19 protein-coding genes and 1 pseudogene are annotated in these 20139 nt (G+C 69.1%); 10 read left to right on the top strand and 10 right to left on the bottom strand.

The window, feature by feature from the left end; translation table 11 throughout:
- Nucleotides 1–9 precede the first annotated feature (9 nt).
- The 5 genes from rlmF to LDO11_RS02180 form a co-directional block, all read right to left on the bottom strand.
- Complete coding sequence (gene rlmF / locus LDO11_RS02160) at nucleotides 10–975, bottom strand: 23S rRNA (adenine(1618)-N(6))-methyltransferase RlmF (protein ID WP_232140148.1); 966 nt, start codon at nucleotides 973–975, stop codon at nucleotides 10–12.
- Nucleotides 976–982: 7 nt separating this feature from the next.
- Nucleotides 983–1837, bottom strand: a complete 855-nt coding sequence (locus tag LDO11_RS02165) for a PA4780 family RIO1-like protein kinase (RefSeq protein ID WP_232140150.1) — start codon at nucleotides 1835–1837, stop codon at nucleotides 983–985.
- Nucleotides 1838–3045: 1208 nt separating this feature from the next.
- A complete protein-coding gene (locus LDO11_RS02170) occupies nucleotides 3046–3177 on the bottom strand; it encodes a putative transporter small subunit (protein WP_232140152.1) in 132 nt (43 codons plus the stop codon).
- A complete protein-coding gene (locus LDO11_RS02175; protein ID WP_232140154.1) occupies nucleotides 3174–4823 on the bottom strand; it encodes a sodium:solute symporter family protein in 1650 nt (549 codons plus the stop codon). The genes LDO11_RS02170 and LDO11_RS02175 overlap by 4 nt, the downstream gene beginning before the upstream one ends.
- Nucleotides 4824–5171: 348 nt before the next feature.
- Nucleotides 5172–5552 carry a YajD family HNH nuclease gene (locus LDO11_RS02180; RefSeq protein WP_232140155.1) on the bottom strand — a complete coding sequence of 127 codons (381 nt, stop codon included), beginning with the start codon at nucleotides 5550–5552 and terminating at the stop codon, nucleotides 5172–5174.
- Nucleotides 5553–5647: 95 nt separating this feature from the next.
- Here LDO11_RS02180 and LDO11_RS02185 point away from each other — a divergent pair, with 95 nt between their 5' ends.
- The 5 genes from LDO11_RS02185 to LDO11_RS02205 all read left to right on the top strand — a co-directional run bounded on the left by LDO11_RS02185 (nucleotide 5648) and on the right by LDO11_RS02205 (nucleotide 9326).
- On the top strand, nucleotides 5648–6583 hold the full coding sequence (locus tag LDO11_RS02185; RefSeq protein ID WP_232140156.1) for a pseudouridine synthase: 936 nt from the start codon (nucleotides 5648–5650) through the stop codon (nucleotides 6581–6583).
- 60 nt (nucleotides 6584–6643) lie between these two features.
- Nucleotides 6644–7174 (top strand): hypothetical protein, encoded by a 531-nt coding sequence (locus LDO11_RS02190; protein WP_232140157.1) that lies wholly within the window; start codon nucleotides 6644–6646, stop codon nucleotides 7172–7174.
- 221 nt (nucleotides 7175–7395) lie between these two features.
- Nucleotides 7396–8079, top strand: a complete 684-nt coding sequence (gene gntA, locus LDO11_RS02195) for a guanitoxin biosynthesis heme-dependent pre-guanitoxin N-hydroxylase GntA (protein ID WP_232140158.1) — start codon at nucleotides 7396–7398, stop codon at nucleotides 8077–8079.
- On the top strand, nucleotides 8076–8702 hold the full coding sequence (locus tag LDO11_RS02200) for a DUF1989 domain-containing protein (protein ID WP_129135714.1): 627 nt from the start codon (nucleotides 8076–8078) through the stop codon (nucleotides 8700–8702). The genes gntA and LDO11_RS02200 overlap by 4 nt, the downstream gene beginning before the upstream one ends.
- 12 nt (nucleotides 8703–8714) lie before the next feature.
- Nucleotides 8715–9326 carry a DUF6151 family protein gene (locus tag LDO11_RS02205; protein ID WP_232140159.1) on the top strand — a complete coding sequence of 204 codons (612 nt, stop codon included), beginning with the start codon at nucleotides 8715–8717 and terminating at the stop codon, nucleotides 9324–9326.
- 52 nt (nucleotides 9327–9378) lie between these two features.
- Here LDO11_RS02205 and LDO11_RS02210 read toward each other — a convergent pair whose 3' ends face one another.
- From LDO11_RS02210 to LDO11_RS02220, 3 genes are all read right to left on the bottom strand, one after another.
- A complete protein-coding gene (locus LDO11_RS02210; protein WP_232140160.1) occupies nucleotides 9379–9864 on the bottom strand; it encodes a pyridoxamine 5'-phosphate oxidase family protein in 486 nt (161 codons plus the stop codon).
- Between the two features lie 199 nt (nucleotides 9865–10063).
- Complete coding sequence (locus LDO11_RS02215; protein WP_232140161.1) at nucleotides 10064–11701, bottom strand: alkaline phosphatase D family protein; 1638 nt, start codon at nucleotides 11699–11701, stop codon at nucleotides 10064–10066.
- 52 nt (nucleotides 11702–11753) lie between these two features.
- On the bottom strand, nucleotides 11754–14354 hold the full coding sequence (locus tag LDO11_RS02220) for a TonB-dependent receptor (protein ID WP_232140162.1): 2601 nt from the start codon (nucleotides 14352–14354) through the stop codon (nucleotides 11754–11756).
- 457 nt (nucleotides 14355–14811) lie between these two features.
- Between LDO11_RS02220 and LDO11_RS02225 the strand changes: the two genes are divergently transcribed.
- Together LDO11_RS02225 and LDO11_RS02230 are read left to right on the top strand one after the other, a co-directional pair.
- Complete coding sequence (locus LDO11_RS02225) at nucleotides 14812–15429, top strand: DUF938 domain-containing protein (RefSeq protein WP_232140163.1); 618 nt, start codon at nucleotides 14812–14814, stop codon at nucleotides 15427–15429.
- Between the two features lie 386 nt (nucleotides 15430–15815).
- Nucleotides 15816–16673: a serine hydrolase domain-containing protein gene (locus LDO11_RS02230; protein ID WP_255683145.1), complete on the top strand. Its 858-nt coding sequence runs from the start codon at nucleotides 15816–15818 to the stop codon at nucleotides 16671–16673.
- 33 nt (nucleotides 16674–16706) lie between these two features.
- Here the strand turns inward: LDO11_RS02230 and LDO11_RS02235 are convergent, their stop codons facing one another.
- Both LDO11_RS02235 and LDO11_RS02240 read right to left on the bottom strand, forming a co-directional pair.
- Nucleotides 16707–17519 carry a CHAD domain-containing protein gene (locus LDO11_RS02235; RefSeq protein ID WP_232140165.1) on the bottom strand — a complete coding sequence of 271 codons (813 nt, stop codon included), beginning with the start codon at nucleotides 17517–17519 and terminating at the stop codon, nucleotides 16707–16709.
- Nucleotides 17516–18319 (bottom strand): DNA-formamidopyrimidine glycosylase family protein, encoded by an 804-nt coding sequence (locus LDO11_RS02240; RefSeq protein WP_232140166.1) that lies wholly within the window; start codon nucleotides 18317–18319, stop codon nucleotides 17516–17518. The genes LDO11_RS02235 and LDO11_RS02240 overlap by 4 nt, the downstream gene beginning before the upstream one ends.
- Nucleotides 18320–18510: 191 nt before the next feature.
- Between LDO11_RS02240 and LDO11_RS02245 the strand changes: the two are divergent.
- The 3 genes and pseudogenes from LDO11_RS02245 to LDO11_RS02255 all read left to right on the top strand — a co-directional run.
- Nucleotides 18511–18801: pseudogene (locus LDO11_RS02245) on the top strand (DUF1428 domain-containing protein); the annotation flags it as partial.
- 18 nt (nucleotides 18802–18819) lie between these two features.
- Nucleotides 18820–19236, top strand: a complete 417-nt coding sequence (locus LDO11_RS02250; protein WP_435574587.1) for a DUF1428 domain-containing protein — start codon at nucleotides 18820–18822, stop codon at nucleotides 19234–19236.
- Between the two features lie 143 nt (nucleotides 19237–19379).
- Nucleotides 19380–20135 (top strand): DUF72 domain-containing protein, encoded by a 756-nt coding sequence (locus LDO11_RS02255; protein WP_232140167.1) that lies wholly within the window; start codon nucleotides 19380–19382, stop codon nucleotides 20133–20135.
- Nucleotides 20136–20139 lie beyond the last annotated feature (4 nt).

A 20139-nucleotide genomic window follows, 5' to 3' on the forward strand; every position in this document is an offset into this window, starting at 1 on the left:
GCGTGTCGCCTACCGGCGCGTCGCCCGCCACTGCGCGCGTTCGTCGGCCTCGAGGAAGGTCCACGCCACGAACCGGCTCTGCTTGCTGCCCTGGGCCATTGCCACCTCGCGCACCTCGACCGCGCCCGCCTCGCGCAGCTGCCGGCGCACGCCGGGCAGGTGGGCGGACTTCGCGACCAGGCTGCTGAACCACAGCACCTGCGCGCCGTAGGCGCGGCTTTCGCGCACCATCCGGCGCAGGAATTCCGCTTCGCCGCCCTCGACCCACAGCTCGTGGTCATGGCCGCCGAAGTTCAGTGCCGCTGTCGTCGAAGGCCGCTCCGGCGTGGCCAGCTGGTGCCGCTTGCGCTGGTTGGCCTGCGCGGCCTCCTTCGCGGAAGCGTGGAACGGCGGATTGCACAGGGTCAGGTCGAAGCGGTCGTCGTCGTGCATCACCCCGCGGAACACCTGCCCGCGGCGCGGCTGGTGGCGCAGCGCGATCGCCCGGTCCAGGCGGTTGGAATGGACGATCGCCGCGGCCACCTGCAGCGAGGTGGCATCGATGTCGGTGCCGACGAAGCGCCAGCCGTACCCGGCATGGCCCAGTAGCGGATAGATGCAGCTGGCGCCGACGCCGATGTCGAGTACGCGGACCCCGGCGCCGCGCGGAACCGCGCCGTCGCCGGTGTCGGCAAGCAGGTCCGCGAGGCCGTGCAGGTAATCGGCGCGACCGGGGATCGGTGGGCACAACGCACCGTCGGGCAGGTCCCAGTGGGCGATGCCGTAGTCGACGTGGAGCAGCGCGCGGTTGAGTTCGCGCACGGCGGCCGGATCGCTGAAATCGAGGCTGGTGTCTCCGCGCGGCGTGGTCACCAGGTGCTGGGCCAATGCGGGCCGCGCCTGCACCAGCCGCGCGAAGTCGTAGCGCCCCTGGTGGCGGTTGCGCGGGTGGAACCTGCGGGCCGGCCGCTTCGATCCGGCTGTCTTCACCGTCATGCCGCGATCAGTCCTCGTCCTGCGCCTCGCGCCCCTGCTGGCGGATCAGTGCCAGCTCGCGTGCGTCGTTGATGGCATCGCGCACGCCGTCGAGGTCGATGGTGTCTTCGTCGAACGTGAACTCGCCGGTGAGCACGGTGTCGGGCTGCAGCGCGCCGGCCTCGAACAGCGCCCACATCTCCTCGCCGTACCAGGTATCGAGCAGTTCCGGCGCCCAGCGACCGAGGGTGGCGGTGAGGTTGTTGACGTCGCGCAGCAGCATCGTGCGCGCGGCGTTGTTGCCGGCAGCGCTGACCACCTGCGGGAAATCGATCAGCACCGGGCCATCGGGCCCGACCAGCACGTTGTAGGCCGACAGGTCGCCATGGATCAGGCCGCAGCACAGCATCCGCACCACCTGGCGCACCAGCACCGCGTGGAACTCGCGCGCCTGCTCCGCGGTGAGCTCGACCTCGCCCAGGCGAGGCGCGGAGAAGCCGGCGGCATCGGTGACGAGCTCCATGACCAGCACGCCGTGGAAGAACCCGTGCGGTTCCGGCACCCGCACGCCGGCGGCGCGCAGCTGGTACAGCGCGTCGACCTCGGCGTTCTTCCACTCCGCCTCCTGCTGCCGGCGGCCGTAACGGCTGCCGGTGGCGACGGCACGCGATTCGCGGCTGCCGCGCGACTTGCGGCCTTCCTGGTACTGCACGCGCTTCTGGAAACTGCGGTGCGCCATGTCCTTGTAGACCTTGGCGCAACGCACCTCGCCGCCGGAGCGGACAACGTAGACGGCGGCTTCCTTGCCGCTCTTGAGCGGTCGCACCACTTCATCGATGACGCCTTCTTCGATCAGCGTCAGCAGGCTTGCAGGAGTTTTCACGGGGTCCCGGGGATGGGTCGCGCGGGCAGGGCCCCGCGACGGGCGTGCAGTGTCGCCGAAAGCGCGCTCGAACGCGTCGGGTGCGTGGGGCGGGAGTTCACGTTGCGCCGGTCCGACGGCACGTCGCGCAAAGAAGTCGCGCAGGAAAAAGGCTCATCTCCTGACCAGGGGAATTCACCCGGTTGGAGTGCGGCGTGCCCGCCGTGCGCCCGATGGCGCACAGCGTGGCCTCGTCCTCGCTCGTCTCCATGCGGCGGCGGCGCAAGCCCGGGTGCCGGGTTCCGGTGCCGGGTCGCGGGTGGCGGTGAGGTGCTTCGTTCCGGGCGGCGCTGCCCGTCGCGCGCACCGGGGGGTGCGCTCCCCCGGCCGGAGTCCGCGTCCGGCTACCACGGCCGGCCGCCGGCCATCCATGGCCGGCTGGGAGCACACCCCCCGGTGCACGCGACGGGCCCGGGCATTCGCCGGCTCCGGTACGAAAATCCACAGCCGTTGTGCCGGCGTCGCCGGCGCGCTGACACGCACGTGCATTCGGCAGCTCTGGCATTCGAGGTCAAGAGCAGCGGTTGCTGCGCTCGCCTGCAACCGGCCACGCGTGCGTTCCTCGTCCTGACGATCTTCGTCCGGACCCAGCGACGGTTCGGGCCCGCCGTGGACGCAGGGGGATGTCCAGAGCCGGCCACGGATGGCCGGCGGCCGGATGTGGGAGCAGGACGCGGAGATATCCGGCTGGGCATCCCCCTGTGGCCGCGGCGGGCCGCCCGCGCCCCCACCCGGCCCGCGCTCCGGCTCTGGCCCTGGCTCGGCTCCGGCGCCCTGGCTCCGGCTCCGGCTCCGGCTCTAGCCCTGGCTCCGGCTCTGGCTCTGGCCTGGTCCGGTTCAAAGCTTCCGCACGCGAGCCTCCACGCTCGGATGGAATCCCCCGATCGGAGACGACCAAAGAAAAGGCCCGGACATGCCGGGCCTCGCGAGCGTCGCTGGAGCGCGGTCAGACCGGGGCGAAGCCCTTGGTCGCGGTCTTCTCGCGCTTCTCGGCCTTCTTCTCCTTCATGGTCTTGGCCGGTTTCTTCTTCTGCTCTTTCTTCTGGTTGAGGCCCTTGCTCATTTCGTCTCTCCTCGGCGCATCGGCGCTGGACTGCGGCGCAGTCGGCCCACCCAGTATGCGCCCGCGGTGCCACAACGGCACGACAACGCCAGCGCGGACCGGCCCCTCAGACCAGGTCTTCACCGGTGCGCCGCGCGCGCCGGATGTCCTTCAGCACGCCGCGGCCGATCACCACCATCATGATCGCCACCAGCAGCGGCCACAGCAGCACGTAGAGGGTCATCAGATACACGTTCATGGGGTGGTCTCCGGTTGCTGGAACGCACGCACGCGTTCGCCAATGAGGTCGAAGTCGAACGAATCGCGGTTGCGCATGCTCATGAGGGTGCACACCACGGTGCTGATGCCGTAGGCATTGAGCGAACTCAGCAGGACCACGTAGTCGCGCAGGAAGCCGACCATGAACGGGGCCAGCCCGACCGCGGCGACGGCGCCGACCGCCAGGCCCACGCGCCTGCCGCAGAAGCCGAATGCCATGAGCCCGAGCACCACGCCGGCACCGACGGCGGCGAACAGCTCGAACACGATGACCAGCAGGCCGTCCAATGGCACCAGCTGGAAGCGCAGCAGGGTGAACACCACCAGCGACACCAGCACCGATGTGGTGAACGCACGGTTGTCGATGCGACCCCAGTAGAAGCTTGCGATCACCGGGAACACGATCGAGCCCCACAGTGCTCCCACGAATACCAGCAGAGAGAGGATGTCCACGCGCATGCTGGCGAAGACCAGCCCCGCGGTGGTGGCCACGATCATGGTGATGCGCCCGACCAGCAGCATCGTCGCCGGGTTGACGCGCCCCTTGCGCGCGAGGTTCTTGCCGTAGACGTCGGTCATCATGATCGCCGACAGCGCCGACAGATCGGAGTCCGCGGTCGACGACAACGAGCCGATGACCATGATGAAGAACACGCCGATCATCACCGGGCCGAGATAGCTCGAGGCCATCTGCGGGATCAGGTTGTTGTGGTCGCCACCGTTTGGCTCCATGCCCACCAGCAGCGCGATCACCCCGAGCATGCCCAGCCCGATCACGGTGGCGCCGTAGGTGAGGGTGGCCGCCAGGAAGGTCGGCCTGATCAGGTCCTCGCGCACTGCGAACAGGCGCTGGGCGATGGTCTGGTTGCCGATCGCATAGGCCAGCACTGCCACGAAGTAGGGCGCGCCCTGTTCGAGGAAGGCGGTCTTCGAGAAGAACGACGCCTGCTCGCTGCTCAGCCGTTCCCAGCCCTGCGCGATCACGTCGCTGCCGCCGGCATTGAAGAACACCAGTGGGATGATCAGCGCGGCGGCACCGAGCATCGCCGCGACCTGGGCGACATCGGTCATCACCGAGGCGCGGAAGCCCGACCACAGCGAGTAGGAGAGCGTGCCGAGGCCGGCGATCAGCACGCCGTGCACGAAGTCCAGCGGCGACAGCATCGCCACTAGGGCACCGGCGGCGGTGAAGTTGGCCATCAGGCTGATGATGCTGCCGACGATGTTGGAGCCGGCCAGGATCATCTGGCTGCCGCGCCCGTGGCGCGCATGCATGATCTCGGCAAGGGTGTGCGCGTGCGGGGCGACTTCGCGGAAGCGGCGCCCGAAGGGATAGATGAAGAGGATCATCAGCGCGCCCCACAGGCCATAGTGGATCGGCCCGGAAATGCCGTACTTGTAGCCGGAGGTGGCCGCCGCGTAGAACGAGGCCGCCCAGATCCATGTCGCGGTCATGCTGGCGGCGGAGATGCCGAAGCCCACGGCGCCGTTCGCGTTCATGTAGCCATCGACGTTCTCGTGCCGGCGGCCGATGCGCGTGGACATGAGGAACGTGCCGCCATAGAACGCGAACAACAGCAGCAGGGCGGTGGAAGTCTGCAATTGGTAGAACGGGACGTCGTCCACAGGCGGGCGGTTCCTCCGTGCACGCGCCCGGGGGCGCTGATGACGGCACAGGAACGGCTGACGCCGGACGTGCAGGCGGCACGTCCTCGTAAGGCATCGACGGGGCGGAAAGTCCGCGAAGTTCGACTGCGCCGGAAGCTTGCGACCCCGGGTGCGACCGTGACGGCCGCTCGCGCATGGGGCCGCGGCGATGTGGAGCAGTCTACCAGCCGGGGTCCTGGACTTCACCCCGTCATCATGTCGGCAACGCGGCAAGCAACACACATGCGCAGCGAAGAACAGCCGAATTCCCGGCGCTTCCTGCGGCTCATGCAGCGCGGGGCCGGGCGCGCGGCGCCCGGCAGGACCTCAGCCGTCGCGCTTGAGCAGGGCACCCAGTGCGGCGAACGGCTGCGTCGTCGCGGCGGCCACTGCATCCTCGGCACGGCCCGCGGCAACGCCGGTGTGGTCGTTGTAGCGCGAGTGCTCGTTGTCGTGGCAGTACACGCACAGCAGTTCCCAGTTGCTGCCGTCCGGCGGGTTGTCGTCGTGGTTGTTGTTGCGGTGGTGCACCGTGAGCTCGGTCAGGTTGGCGCGGGTGAACGCGCGCGCGCAGCGGCCGCAGACCCACGGATACATGCCGAGCGCGCGTTCGCGGTAACCCCTGGCGCGCTGTTCGGCATCACGGCGTGCCTCGGCGACGATGCGGTCGAGGCGGGCGTTGTCGGGCTGGCGCGGGGGCGTGGCCATCGGGGTTGCGGGTGGTGGGCAGGCGTCGAGCATAAGCCGGGGGGCGCGACGCCGCACAGGCTGCACATGCGGCAGCCCGGCCATATCCTCGCCGGATGACGAAACCATCGATCCGGTCCCAGACCGCCCGGGCGACCCGCGACGGAGTCCCGGCCAGTCGCCTGCAGCTGCCACCCGGCCCATGGGCGACCGTGCTCGATGCGCTGTGCGCGCGGTTCCCGCAGGTGGGGCGCGACACCTGGCGGGAGCGTTTCGCGCGCGGCCGCGTGCTCGATGCCGATGGTGCGTGTATCGACGTGACCGCGCCCTACCGCGTCGGTGCCGACGTCCAGTACTTCCGCGAGGTACCCGACGAGCCGGCGATCCCGTTCGTCGAGACGCTGCTGCATGCCGATGCGCACCTGGTAGTGGTGGACAAGCCACATTTCCTCCCGGTCGCGCCCACGGGTTCCTACGTGCGCGAGACCCTGCTGACACGCCTGGTGCTGCGCCTCGGCAATCCCGCGTTGGTGCCCCTGCACCGTATCGACCGTGACACTGCCGGGCTGGTGCTGTTCTCCGCGGACCCGGCAAGCCGGGCCGCCTACCAGGCACTGTTCCGCGAGCGCCGGATCCGCAAGGAGTACCGGGCGTTCGCGCCGCCGCTGCCTGCGCTGCGGTTTCCGCATGTGCACCGCAGCCGGCTGGAGCGCGGCGAACCGTTCTTCCGCATGCGCGAGGCCGACGGAGTGCCCAACAGCGAGACGCGCGTCGACGTCCACGCGCGTGGCGGCGATGCGTGGTGCTATCGCCTGGAGCCGGTGACCGGGCGCAAGCACCAGCTGCGCGTGCACATGGCCGCACTTGGCGCACCGATCGTGGGCGACCGCTTCTATCCCGTGCTCGATGACCGCGGCGACGACCATGCGCGGCCGCTGCAGCTGTTCGCGTACGCGCTGGAATTCGACGATCCGTTGAGCGGTGAGCGCAGGCGCTTTTCGCGCGGTGCACACGCCGCCACGATGAACGCGGTCACCGCGTGGATGGGGTAATTCACGTCTGCGGGACGTCGGCACGCAAATGATTCGGCATCGCGACCAGAGGCCTACCGCATGTCCAATCATCCGCTCACCGGAGAAGTCTCCAACAGCAAGCTGGCCGCCGTGTTCGACACCGCGGCCGCCGCACGCGAGGCCGCTGCAGGGCTGGTGCAGGCACTCGCCCTGCATCCCACGCAGGTCAAGGTGGTCACCCCGGACGAGCCCGATGCCGCCATCAAGCTCGAGCCGGAAGGGCGCGGCATCTGGCGCACCATCGTCGTGGCCCACATCCGCATGGGCCTGTTCGGCGCTGCCGCCGGCGCCATCGCGTTCGCGATCATGATGTGGATCGCCGTGCCCTTCGTCGTGCAGTCGCCGGTGACCGCAGCGCTGGTGACGATCGCCTTCTGTGGCGTGGGCGGGCTGATGCTGGGCGGGCTGATCGCGATGCGTCCCGACCACGACCGCTACGTCGACGCCGCGCGGTCGGCAATCGACGCGCATCGGACCACCGTGCTCGTGCACGCGCGCTCGAAGGACGAACAGCAGCGCGCACGGAAACTGTTAGTCGCGCGCGGCGGCGAGGTCACCGGAACACTGTAAGGCGTCGACCCGCGCCGGGGGAGGGGCGTGATGGCGCGCTCATCTCTGTGAATCCACGCCGCTGCGCACCCGGACATGTTGATGAATACACATCGCGGTCGCTACCGCCTGCCTAGTCTGGGGCTCATGCCAATTCCGGCGAAAGCAGAGCCAGTCCCCGCATGACCTCCTGTCCCCGCGCCACCCGCGGCACCGCCCATGCAGCGGCAGTTCCGGTACCCGTGACCATCGAAGCGACGGGTACGATCGCCGCCCGCTTTCTCGACTTCGTGGCCGATCCCACGTTTCCCTGCGTCGGTTCCAAGGCAGCGCTGGCACGGGGTGCGATCGAGACCTGCGAGTTCGGCCGGCTCGGTGACTGCGGCAACGATGTGGCGCTGCTCCATAGCCTTGCGGCGTTCGCCCGGCGCGTGGACGCAATGGACCCCGGCGACAGCACCATCCATTCCTTCGTCGCCCTCTTCGACGGGCCGCCGGACACCGACGAGCGCTGGTTCGAGGCACTGCTGTGGTCGCAGCTGCAGCGCCTGCACGAGATCGACGCCCGCCGTGGCACGCCGTGGGCGGCCGATGTCAGCCGGGACCCCAATGACCCGCGTTTCAGTCTCAGCCTCGCCGGGCACCCGTTCTTCGTGATCGGCCTGCACCCGGGAGCCTCGCGGCTGGCACGGCGCTTCGCCTGGCCGGCACTGGTCTTCAATTCGCACCGCCAGTTCGAGCGGCTGCGCGCGGACGGGCGCTACCCGAAGATGCAGGCGGCGACGCGCGCGCGCGACATCGCGCTTCAGGGGTCGATCAACCCGAACCTGGCCGACTTCGGCACCGCGGCCGAAACCCGCCAGTACAGCGGACGCGCCGTCGACGCCGGCTGGACCTGCCCGTTCCGCGTGAGGAGCCGGGCATGACCGCGGCCGGATGGCATCTGGATGCGCAGGTGCAGCGGATCCCGCCGTGCTCCGGCCACGCCGTGGAGCTGGACGCCGGTGACGAACTGATCGTCATCGACCCGATGGGCCAGCAGGTCAGCGACCTCACCGCCTTCGCACGCGAGGACCTCGCGGAGTACCTTTCGTCGGGCCGGTCGATCGACTATGCATCCAGGCTCTGGCTCAGCACCGGCGACGTGCTGTACTCCAACCGCAGCCGCCCGATGTTCACCATCCTCGAAGACACCTGCGGACGCCACGACTTCACCCTGACCCCGTGTTCGAAGCGGATGTTCGAGATCATCTACGGCGAAACCGAGGGCCGGCCCGGTTGCGAAGGAAACCTGGCGGCCGCGCTCGCGCCGTATGGCATCGGCATCGACCGCATCCCGGTGGCGTTCAACATTTTCATGAACGTCACCGTGGACGGTACGAGCGGTGAGGTGGCGGTGCTGCCGCCCCTGAGCCAGCCGGGCGATTTCATCCGCCTGCGCGCGGAGATGCCGATGGTGGTTGCGATGACTGCGTGCTCGGCCGGGCAATCCAACAATTTCAGCTATAAACCGATCGACTATGTGCTGGAGCGCCGCTCGCGCGGATAAGCAGGAGCCCCAATGACCATGACCTTCCAGTGCAGCTGCGGGCAGTTGCAGGGAACGCTCGAGCCGCGCGACGCCTATGCCCGTGTCGTGTGCTACTGCCGTGACTGCCAGGCCTATGCGCGGCTGCTCTCACGCGAGGACGTGCTGGATGCGCGCGGCGGCAGCGACATCGTGGCGATGCAGCCGGCAGGCCTGCGGGTCACCACGGGCCGTGAGCAGCTCACCTGCCTGACGCTCAGCCCGCGCGGGCCGCTGCGCTGGCATTCGGCGTGCTGCAACACGCCACTGGTCAATACCCCGCGTGATCCGCGCCTGCCCTATACGGGCGTGCTGGTGGGCTGTGTCGCGGCGGATCCATCGGTCGTGGACGGCAGTCTTGGTCCGGCGCAGGCGGCAGTGAATACCGGTTCCGCGACGGGTATCGTGCCGCGGAGCCGGTTGCGCACGGCGCTGACCGTCGCCCGCATCGTGGCCGGCGTACTGGCGGCGAAGCTGCCGGGCCGGCAGCGCGACAACCCGTTCTTCGTCGCGGATACCCCGCGGCCCGTCGTCGAGCCGCGGGTGGTGTCCAAAGCCGAGCGCGAGGCGGCCACGCCGGCACCCCGGGGGAACCCGGCGGACTGAAACGGGTCATCCACCGGATCGGGCGCGGGCGGCCGGGCCGCCCGCGAACACGTCAGCGCAGCGGCACGTCGCCGACCTTGTCGTCGTAGTCCTTCTTCGGATCCACGCCAAGCAGCATTTTCACGCCCGCCAGCAGGCTGTTCTCGTTGAGCCATACGTGCGCTTCCGCCGCGTCCATGCGCAGCAGGCGCAGCTTGGGATCGTCCTTGCCGTCCTCGTACCAGGCGGCGACGAAGGGGTTCCACAGGCGGTCGATCACCGCGCGGTCGTTGTCGATCATCACCTGGCCGGTGATGGTGGCGAACAGGTCGTGGTCCTTCGACACGAACGAAGCGCTGGCTGCGTGGCCGGCGCCAGTGCCTTCCAGCGACTGCGCAAGCTCGGTATCGATCGAGGTGAAGAACCACAGTGGCGCGTGCTGGTCCTCGGCCATCGCGGTCATCGGCCGCGGCTCGACGCCGGATGCGCCGAGCATTACGGTGCGGTCCTTGTCCAGGGCTTTCCAGAACCTGGTTTCGAGCTCCCGGGTGTCGGTCATCGCGCTCTCCATGGGGCAGGGTGGAGGTGCAGGTTCACGCCCTGTCCGTGATGGGGTCGCCAAGGGGCCGCCGGTGCCCGGGTGAGGATCCCGGCCTGGCCGCTGGCGAGCGTCCGCATCGGCGCAGCGCACATCACCATGGCGATCGGCCGTGGCCGCTCGAGTCCCTGGAGCAGGGCTGTCGTGTACCCCGTGCCGCTCAGGCCGGCTGCAGTCCCGGATGCCCGTTCTCGACCACGAAGCTCGCGAAGGTCCGCACCGGCTGGTCCGGCACCATGACGCGATCCAGCGTTTTGAGTTCGCCGCGCCAGTGGTTGCGGTCGACATCGCACAAGACGTACCCGCGGCGGTCGGTCATCGCCTTCAGGTGCGGATTGAGGGCGGTGACATGGCGGTGGAAATCGTTGTCCTGGCCGGTGCCGTCGGACCCGGAGGTGATCGACGTGGCCAGGAACTCGCTGGCGACGACCCTGCCGTTGGCGCGGGGGTCATCGCCGTCGTGCAGCAGGTCGCTGGTGAAGTGCCGGTGCGCGTCGCCGCAGACGCTGATGACGTTCTTCATTCCCGCGTCGTCGATATGGCCGAGCAGGCGGCGTCGCGCGGCGAGGTAGCCCGACCACTGGTCGCTGGAGTACTTGATCGCCGGATCGTCGCCGAAGCGCATCGCCAGGTTTGACATGCCCACCTGGTGCGCCAGTACATGCCAGCGCTTGCCGTCGTTCGGCCGCAGCCCGGCGTGCAGCCACGCCTCCTGCTGCGGACCGAGCATGGTCCGCGACGGATCGCGCGCCTGCAGCGCTCCCGGGCTGTCCAGGGTGAAGTCGCGGTCGCCGTCGATCTGGTCGCTGCGGTACTGGCGCGTGTCGAGGAAGTGGGCCTGCAGCAGGTCACCCCAGGCCGCGCGCCGGTACATCTGCATGTGGCCACCCACGCCGGGGCGCGAACGCAGCCGCAGCGGCATGTGTTCGTAGAAGGCCTGGAAGCCGGCCGCGCGACGCAGCAGGAACAGCTCCGGCGGCGTGCCGTCCTGGTCGCGATCGGCGGCCCAGTTGTTGTCGATCTCATGGTCGTCGAAGCTGACGAACCACGGTGCCGCCGCGTGTGCGGCCTGCAGGTCGCGATCGCCGCGGTACTGGGCGTAGCGGCGGCGGTAGTCGTCCAGCGAATAGATCTCGCCGCCGATATGTCGTCGCAGGTCGGTGAACGGACGTCCGTTGAGCCGGCGTTCGCCCGGGCCGCTGTCGGCGCCCTCATAGATGTAGTCGCCGTAATGGAAGACGAAGTCCAGCGGCTCCTCGGCGATGTGGCGCCAGGCCGTGTAGTGACCTTCGCCGAAATGCTGGCAGCCGGCCACCGCGAAGCGCACGCGGTCCACGCGGGCGTCTGCGGCCGGCAACGTGGCGCTGCGCCCGATCGGGCTGACGGCATCGCCGGCCATGAAGCGGTACCAGTACGGCCGGCCGGGGGCGAGGCCTTCGATTTCGACATGCACCGAATGGGCAAGCTCGGGTCGGGCCAGCACGTCGCCGCTGCGGAGCACACGCCGGAACGCCGCGTCGTCGGCGATTTCCCAGCGTACCGGGGTCGGCCGCATCACCATGCCGCCGCCCTGCTCCACGGGGCGGGGCGCCAGACGGCTCCAGAGGACGAAGCCGTCGGAGGACGGCTCACCGGAGGCCACGCCGAGCTGGAACGGATCGACGTCGAAGCGCGGGTTGGCCAGAAGGTTGCGCGGTACGTCCTGCGCAAACGCGCGCAGGAATGGTGCGGTGAGGCTGGCCACCGTACCGGCGCCCAGCAGCTGGAGCAGCCGGCGGCGGCTGTTGGAAGTGGTCATCGGGGTTCCTTCAATGCGCGCGGCCAAACCGACGGGTCGGCCGCGCCGGGCATCAGTTCAGCGAATAGATGGCGTGGAAGTAGACGCCCTGGCCGTACTCATCGCGCTGCGAGAGCGTGCCGCCCACGTCGCGGCCGTGGAACCATTCCGGTGGTTCGTCCAGCAGGTTGTCGATCTCGTACTTGAAGGTCCAGCGATCGCCCACCTTGTGCCACATCGACAGGTCGACGTTGGTGCGGGCGCGCTGGAACTTGTCGTTCCACTGCGTGGCGCCGACGCCGGTCAGGTAGTCGTCCTGGTAGTTGGCCGACAGTCGCACCATGCCGTCGATCACCGGGATGCGGTAGGTCAGGGTGAGGTTCGCCATCCAGTCCGGCTGCGCGATCATCCGGTCGATCTCGCGCGTTGCACTGTCGGTGGCGTAACGCATCTCACCGGAGAGCTTGCTGACGTTGAACGACGCGGCGAGGTTCGGGTGGAAACCGAAGGCGCGGTTGACCAGCGCCAGCTCGACGCCCTGGATCTTCGAGGTCTCGGCGTTGAGCGGCTGGCGGATGCGGTTGAGCAGCCCGTCCTCTTCCCAGTCCGTGCTCAGGGTGAAAATGTCGTCCTCGATGTCCTTGCGGAACAGCGACAGTGCCGCGAGCGCGTCGCCACCCTCGAAGTAGCGCTCCAGCGCGAGGTCGTAATTCTTCGAGCGCCGCGGGCGCAGGTCCGGGTTGCCGCGCGAGATCACGCAACCGGTGACGCCTTCGCCACAGGTCTGGGTCTCTGCCTGCACGATGTTGCCCGGCGTGGGCCGGCCGATGGTGCGGCTGGTGGAGCCGCGCAGCTTCCAGCGCTCGCCGAGGTCGTGGACCACGTTCAACGACGGCAGCCAGTACGAGTAGCCGCCCGTCGGCAGCGAGAAGTCGTCGGTCAACACGCCGTCGACCATGAGTGGCGCGCGTCCGTCGAAGGACACGTGGTCGCGGCGCAGGCCCAGGATGTAGTGCGTGAAGTCGGTCGTGTAATGCAGCGACAGGTAGCCGTTGGCGATCTCTTCCCGGTAGGCGTAGTCGGCGATGCGGCTGTGGTGCGCCGAGGCCGATGCATCCTCCGGCGGCTGACCCTGGCTCCAGTAGCGGGCGTAATTGAGCCAGGGCAGGCGCAGGCCGTTGCTGCCGTGGTGCGAGTACTCGGGGTCGTACATGTAGTCCGTGTAGTCCATCCCGGTCATGTGGCGCAGGCTGTCCACGTCCTTGCCGATGCGCAGGCGGGTCCACTTCAGTCCGGTCTTGAAGCCGAAGCCCAAGGCCCCGGGCGCGACGTTGAAACCGTAGTCCGCGCGGAGGTCCAGCACGTTCTCCTGGGCGCGCGCGTAGTTGATGTTGGAACCATTGAGCAGGTAGGTGCTCGCGAACGGGTCGCCGTCGAACGAGGTCATCTGCGGCAGGCCGTCCATCCTGTAGGTGAAGTACAGGTCGTGGTTGCCGTCGGTCCGCACCCGCGCCCAGTACTCGTCGTCCTTGAACTCCTCCCTGGTGTAGCCGGCGCGGAGAGAAAGCTCCGAGCGGTTGCCGATGTCCCAGTCCAGGCCCGAGATCAGGCCGCTCGCGGTGCGGTCCCACTGGTTGTAGCGGCCCACCGACTGCACGTAGTTGACCTTGACCCGGCCGGTGTCGTCGGTGCGGTCGGTCATGCCGGCAGCGCCGCCGATGATGTCGGAGGAATTCATCGTCGACGATTCGCGACGGTTGTAGGCGTAGCCCATCAGGAACGTGGACACGTCCATCGACGGCTGCCACTCCAGCTTCAGCGACGCGCCCTTGTTGGTGATCACGTTGCTGTAGTCGCCGTACGCGAACTTGCCCAGGCCGTTCCTGCCGTCCCAGCCAAGCTCGGGATCGGGGCCGGCGATGCTGCGGCCGTCCTCGTTGAAGAAGATGCGCTGGTCCGGCCAGTTCTTGCTGGAGTTGCGCACGCGGTCCTGGTAGCGGCCGGTGAACACCATGCCGAACTGGTCTTCGGCGCCAAAGCGGCGAGCAAAAGCGGTCTTCAGGCCCTTGCCCCAGTGCGACTTGGTGGCGCCTCCGGAATTCTCGCCGGCCGGTCCCTCGAACGAGGAGTAGATGCCGTAGCCGTCCACCATGAAATACGGATTGGGCGTGGTGAACGCCGAACGGGTGACGATGTCGATCGCGCCGCCGATGGCGGCCGAATCCTGCTCCGCGGTGAAGGCCTTGTACACGTCGACGCGGTCGGCGATGTCGCTCGGCACCAGCTGCAGGTTGACGCGCCGCGTGCCCGAGCCGTTCTCGCCGGTGGTGGCCAGCGTCAGGCCGTCGAGCGTGGTGACGTTGAGGTCGGAAGAGATGCCGCGGATGGTGATGTAACGCGGCTCGTCGCCGTCGCCCTGGTACGCGACGCCCGGCACCTGGACCAGCATCGAGGCGATCGAGTTGTCGCCGGTGGGCGCCTCGATATCGTCGTTGGACACCGAGTCGACGATGACGGGCATATCGCGCTTGGTGTCGACCGGCTGGTAGCCGTAGGTGGCGACAGCGCGGACCGTCTCCAGTGTGGAGACGCTGTCGCGGCCGTCGACGGCCGGATCTGCCGCCGCCGCGAACTGGCAAGCGGTGGCCAGGGCCACCGAAATGGAAACACTCAAACCGCTACGGACAACGTTCTGCATGATGAGGTACGGGATTGGCGGGAAGGAACGGCACGCATGGCACGCCCTGGTGAGGTGCGTTGCATGCGCAGTGGGCACCGGATGCGTCGACGTCATAAGGCACGGTCCTCGTGCCTGACGGACGACCGGAGGGTGCGGATCCTACCGCCGGACCGTGGGTTCCGGTCCATCACCCTCGACAGCCTCCGCAGCCGCATTGCCGGCTGTCGGACGGGTGGCGTGTCGCGATGCGGTGAATGATCGGTCGATGAGGTTGCGCATCGATGACAGGTGCGTCAGTGCGCGTTGCCCGACGAGAAGCGAGCCACAGCCATGCATCTTCGCGAACGGTTCTGCGTGCCCTGTTCTCCACGACAGCGTGCCGTGCCTCTTACTCGAGAAACGCGGCGCGACGGTCGTTTGCTTGCGGGGCGCGCTGCGGCACGATAGCCGCATGAACCAGCACCCTTCCAAACCCCATGCGCCCGCCTGCGATCGCAACAGCGAGCCCATCCTCGCGGTCCTGCGAGAACACTTCGCGGACCGCAGGAGCGTGCTCGAGATCGGCAGCGGTACCGGCCAGCACGCCGTCCACTTCGCGGCGGCGATGCCGTGGCTGACCTGGCAGGCTTCGGATGTCGCGGACAACCTTCCGGGCATCCGCGCCTGGCTCGACGACGCGCACCTGCCCAATACGCCGCCTCCGCTGGCGCTCGATGTACTGCAATGGCCATGGCCCGCGACCGGTGCCGATGCGGTGTTCACCGCCAACACGCTGCACATCATGGGCACGGATGGCGTGGAGGCGTTCTTCCGCGGCGCGGGGCGGGTGCTCGCGGGCGCGGTGGGCGGTGCGTTGGTGGCGTACGGGCCGTTCAATTACGGCGGCACCTGGACCAGCGACAGCAACCGTGAGTTCGACGCGTGGCTCAAGACGCGCGATCCGCGCTCGGGCATCCGCGATTTCGAATACTGCACTGCGCTGGCCGCGGGCCAAGGGCTGCACCTCGTGGCTGACGTGGCGATGCCGGCGAACAACCGCTGCCTGGTCTGGCAACGTGCCCACGTGTGACCGGCGCGGCTCGCGATAACGGCCCCGACGCAGCAGGTTTCGCTAGGCTGGCCCGCCTGCGGGCAACGGGTGGCGGATACGCGGCATGGTTCCAGTGAAGCGAGGCAGGGCCGGTAGGGGGTGGTTGCGGTCGCACGTTCCGGCGCTGGTGAGGCGGCTCGTACAGGTGGCGGTGCTGTGTGCCGCGGGTGCATCCGCTGCGTGCAACGGAGCCGATCCGCCGTCGCCTGCGGGTGGGACGCAGGTGCCTGTGCAGGCGGCGATGCCAGCCGTCCCGCCCGCAGCGGATCCGGCGGCGGTGCGCGCCGCACTCGATGCGCTGCTGGACCAGGCCTCCGCGATCGAGCCGCTGAAGGCGGTGGCCATCGCGCACGAGGGCGACGTGATTGCCGAGCGCGGTTATCGCGGCTCCACCGGCCACGCCGACCAACATCAAATCCGCATCGAAGTCGGTGATGTCGGCACTGGTCGGCGTCGCCATCGACAGGGGCGTGCTCGAAGGCACCCACCAGCCGATCGCGCCCCTGCTGCGCGACGACCTGCCGCCCGATCCGGACCCGCGGCTGGCGCAGGTGACCATCGGGCACCTGCTGTCGATGCAGGCGGGGCTGGGCCGCACCTCCGGCGCGAACTACGGGCGCTGGGTATCGAGCCGCAACTGGGTGCGTTCGGCGCTGGCGCAGCCGTTCGTGGACGAGCCGGGCGGCGCGATGCTGTATTCCACCGGCTCCACGCACCTGCTGTCGGCGATCCTTGCCGGCGCGACCGGCCGCAGCACGCTGGATCTCGCGCGCGAGTGGCTGGGCCCACAGCACGGCTTCGCGATCACCGCGTGGGACCGTGACCCGCAGGGCATCCATCTCGGCGGCAACAACATGGCGATGAGCACCCGCTCGCTGCTGGCCTTCGGCGAGCTGTACCGCAATGGCGGCCGCAGCAGGGACGGGCAGCAACTGGTCCCGCCGGAGTGGATCGAGGCCTCGTGGCAGCCGCGCACCGCATCGCGCTTCACCGGTGATGCCTATGGCTACGGCTGGTTCCTGCGCGATATCGCCGGCGAACCGGTGCGCTACGCCTGGGGCTACGGCGGGCAGATGCTCTACATCGTGCCGTCGCTGCGGCTCACGGTGGCAATGACCTCCGACGACAGCGAAGCATCCGCGCGCAGCGGCCACCGCGATGCGCTGCACCAACTGATGGGCAGGATCATCACCACCGTGCGCGACGGGCCATTGGCGGAGTAGGGAGGCAGCGGCACGGTGTGCGGTGCCTACCGGTCAGCCGCCCAGTGAGCGGCCCAGCCTGTCCTCGGCCTCGCGGACCTGGTCGAGCAGCGTGTCGCGATCATCCAGGCCGGGCATGCCCTCCAGCAGCGTCCGCAATACGTCGAGGTCCTGGCGGCGGCCGAGCCGGTCGCTCAGCGCGTGCAGCCGCTCGGCCTGGTCCGCGTGCCGCTCGCCACCCAGGCTGGCGACCAGTGCCGGTTTGATCGTGGCCACCGCTTCCACCTGCATGCGCAACTTGCGCACACGGCGGCGCCAGCGGTGCAGCGCATCGGCATCGGCGTCGCGGCGCGCGCGCTTGCGTGCCTTGTCGGCGCGGCGCCGGCCACGTTCCAGTGCACGGCGCAGGTCGGCGGCCTTGAGCCTGTGCCAGGGCGCCGCCTCGATCCGCGCCAGCGCGCGCCGTACCCAGCTGCGTCGCCGTTCGAAACCCGGGTCCTGCACCAGTGCCGTGGCAAGCAATGCGTCGCGGCGCTGCGCCAGCGCCACCACGACCGGCTGCCAGCGCTCGTGATCGCGGCGCGCGAAGCGCTCGGCAGTGCCGATGGTGGCGTGGGCATCGCGCAGCGCGGACAGGCTGTCCCCCGTGCGTTGCAGGATGCGGTCGGCGATGCCCACGTCCAGCCGCTGGTCCACCAGCTGCAGCAGTGCGCGCAGCCGGCGGATCGCCTTGCGCGCCTCGTGGATCGAGCCGTGCACATCCGCGGTGGGCACCAGGGCCGCAAGCACGGCGTCGGCTTCCTCGCGGGCACGCGCGAGGGCGCGCGCGGCGGTGCCGGTGGGGGCGGGGGGCGCAAGGTCGTTCACGGCTGTTTTCGCACCCGGCGGTTGGAAGGTGGGGGTGGCAGCGCGGCGTCGGTTGCGACGGCTTCGCCGTACAGGCGCTGGCAGGTGTCGCACCAGAATGCGCGCCGCTGCGCCTGGCCCAGGTGCTTGCGGTAGCTCAGGCGCGTGCCATCGCGCGGGCAGGTCGTCTTCGTGTGCACCTGGTAGTTCTTCTTCAGCACGAACGCCTTCTTCCAGTGGTAGAAGTCGAAACTGTATTCGCGCGCCTGGGTCACCAGTTCCGACAGCTTGCGCGGCGGCAGGGCGCCGACGCGGCTCTCCGGATGCACACGGATGCGATGCAGCACCTCGTTCTTGATGATGTTGCCGACCCCGGCAAACACGTCCTGGTCGAGCAGCGCGTCGGCGGCGAGGCTCTCCGGCTGCAACCGCAATTTGCGCCGCGCGGCCGCGGCATCCCAGTCGTCGTTCATCACGTCGGCGGTCCAGTCATAGGTGTCGTCGAGCTCGCCCTCGATGAAGCGCACCGAGCAGGCGTAGAAGTTCAGCACCTCGCCCTTGCTGAAGCCCAGCGACAGCCGCGGCGCGGTGGCCTTCTCCTCGTTGATCCGGTAGCTGCCGAACAGCAGGAAGTGGATGCGCAGGCCGAAGCCGTCGAACTGCAGCAGGAAGTGCTTGCCCCAGGTGCGCACCGCCAGCACCTTGCGACCGCGCATGCGCTCGATGTCCTGGGTGCTGTTGCCCGAGACCCGCAGCACCTTGCGCCCGGCGAAACGGGCCGCGGCTTCGCGGAGGATGACCAGCGATGGACCTTCAGGCATGCGCGGCAGTATCGCCATGCCCGATGAGGCAGGCGTCAACGGTGCCGACGCCGTGGCATCCGCCGGCAGGGATCCGCACCGTGGGCCGGCGGTGGCCGCCACCATCACCGATCCACGTTGGCCCGGCTGCGCCGTGCCCCGGCACGCCCAGGCTCCCGCCAGCGGGAGGCCCCACACAGGAGAGCACCACGATGAGCTACCACACGGGGTCGATCGCGGCCGTACCCACCGCGAACCGCCAGCAGTACCTCGACCACGCGCGCGAGTGCTGGTCGCTGTTCCAGCGCCACGGCGCGACACGGATGGTCGAGACCTGGGGCGAGGACGTGCCGCACGGCACGCTCACCGACTTCCATCGCGCGGTGGACGCCCAGGACGACGAGACGGTCACCTTCGGCTGGATCACCTGGCCCGACCGTGCCAGCGCCGACGCCGCATGGCAGGCGATGAACGACGATCCGGCGATGCGCGACATGCAGATGCCGTTCGACGGCAGCCGCATGATCTGGGGCGGCTTCGCCACGGTCTACGAGCAGGGCGACGCGGTGGGCGGCGGGTACTACCAGGGGTTCGCACTGGCGGTGCCAGCGGCCAACCGGGACGCGTATGTCGACATGGCCGGCAAGGGCTGGGAGATATTCGGCAAGGGCGGTGCGCTGGGCGTGGTGGAGGCCTGGGGCGAGGACGTGCCGCACGGCAAACGCACCGACTTCCATCGCGCGACACAGGCACGCGACGACGAGGTCATCGTGTTCTCCTGGATCAACTGGCCCGATCGCGCCACCTGTGATGCGGCCGCCCGGGTGATGGAACAGGACGCCGGCGACACGGCGCAGTGGGAGATGCCGTTCGACGGCAAACGCATGTTCTGGGGCGGCTTCGTACCGCTGTTCGATTCCGCCTCGCCATCGCGTTGACGTGCGGCCGGGTATGCAGGAGGGCCATCCTGGAATGGCCGCGCCATGCCCGCGCGCATCCGCACCTCCGGCTGCCTGGTCAGCATCATCGCCTCGGTGGTGCTGACCGTGGTGTTGAACCTGCTGCTGCGCGCGTGCATGGCATGACGGCGGCGAAACGTCGCGGCGGTCGGTTACTGGTCGGCTGCGCGGGGTGGTCGATCCCGTCGCAGCACATGCACCTGTTCGGCCCGGGCGAAAGCCACCTGGCGCGTTATGCCACGCGTTTTTCCATCGTCGAGATCAACTCCACGTTCTATCGTCCGCATCAGCCGCGCACCTTCGAGCGCTGGGCCGCCAGCGTGCCGAAGGCTTTCCGTTTCTCGGTCAAGGTGCCGCAGGCGATCACCCACGACGCGCGCCTGCACGGGGTGGGGGATGCGCTCAGCGCCTTCCTCGACTCGATCGCCGGGCTGGGCCCGAAGCTCGGCGGCCTGCTGGTGCAGCTGCCGCCGGGGCTGGTCTTCGACGCGCGCACCGCCGGTACCTTCTTCACCATGCTGCGGCGTCGCACCGACGTGCCGGTGGCCTGTGAACCCCGCCATGCCAGCTGGCTCGAACCGGCGGTGGACGTACTGTGGCAGCGCCACGGGGTGGCACGTGTGGCCGCCGATCCGGCGCGGTTGCCATCCGCCGCACAGGCCGGAGGCTCGCAGCGGGACTGGCGCTACTGGCGCTGGCACGGCTCGCCGCGCATCTACTACAGCCCCTACGACGATGCCGCGCTGGGCGCGCTGGCTGCGGCGATGCGTGCGGGCACGCGTGGCGCTCCGGCCGGCTGGTGCATCCTCGACAACACCGCGGGCGGGCATGCGATGGGCGACGCGGCACGCCTGCAGGCAATGCTTGCAGGGAAATGAAGGC

Source organism: Alterluteimonas muca, assembly GCF_021191595.1.
Lineage (GTDB): Bacteria > Pseudomonadota > Gammaproteobacteria > Xanthomonadales > Xanthomonadaceae > Luteimonas > Luteimonas muca.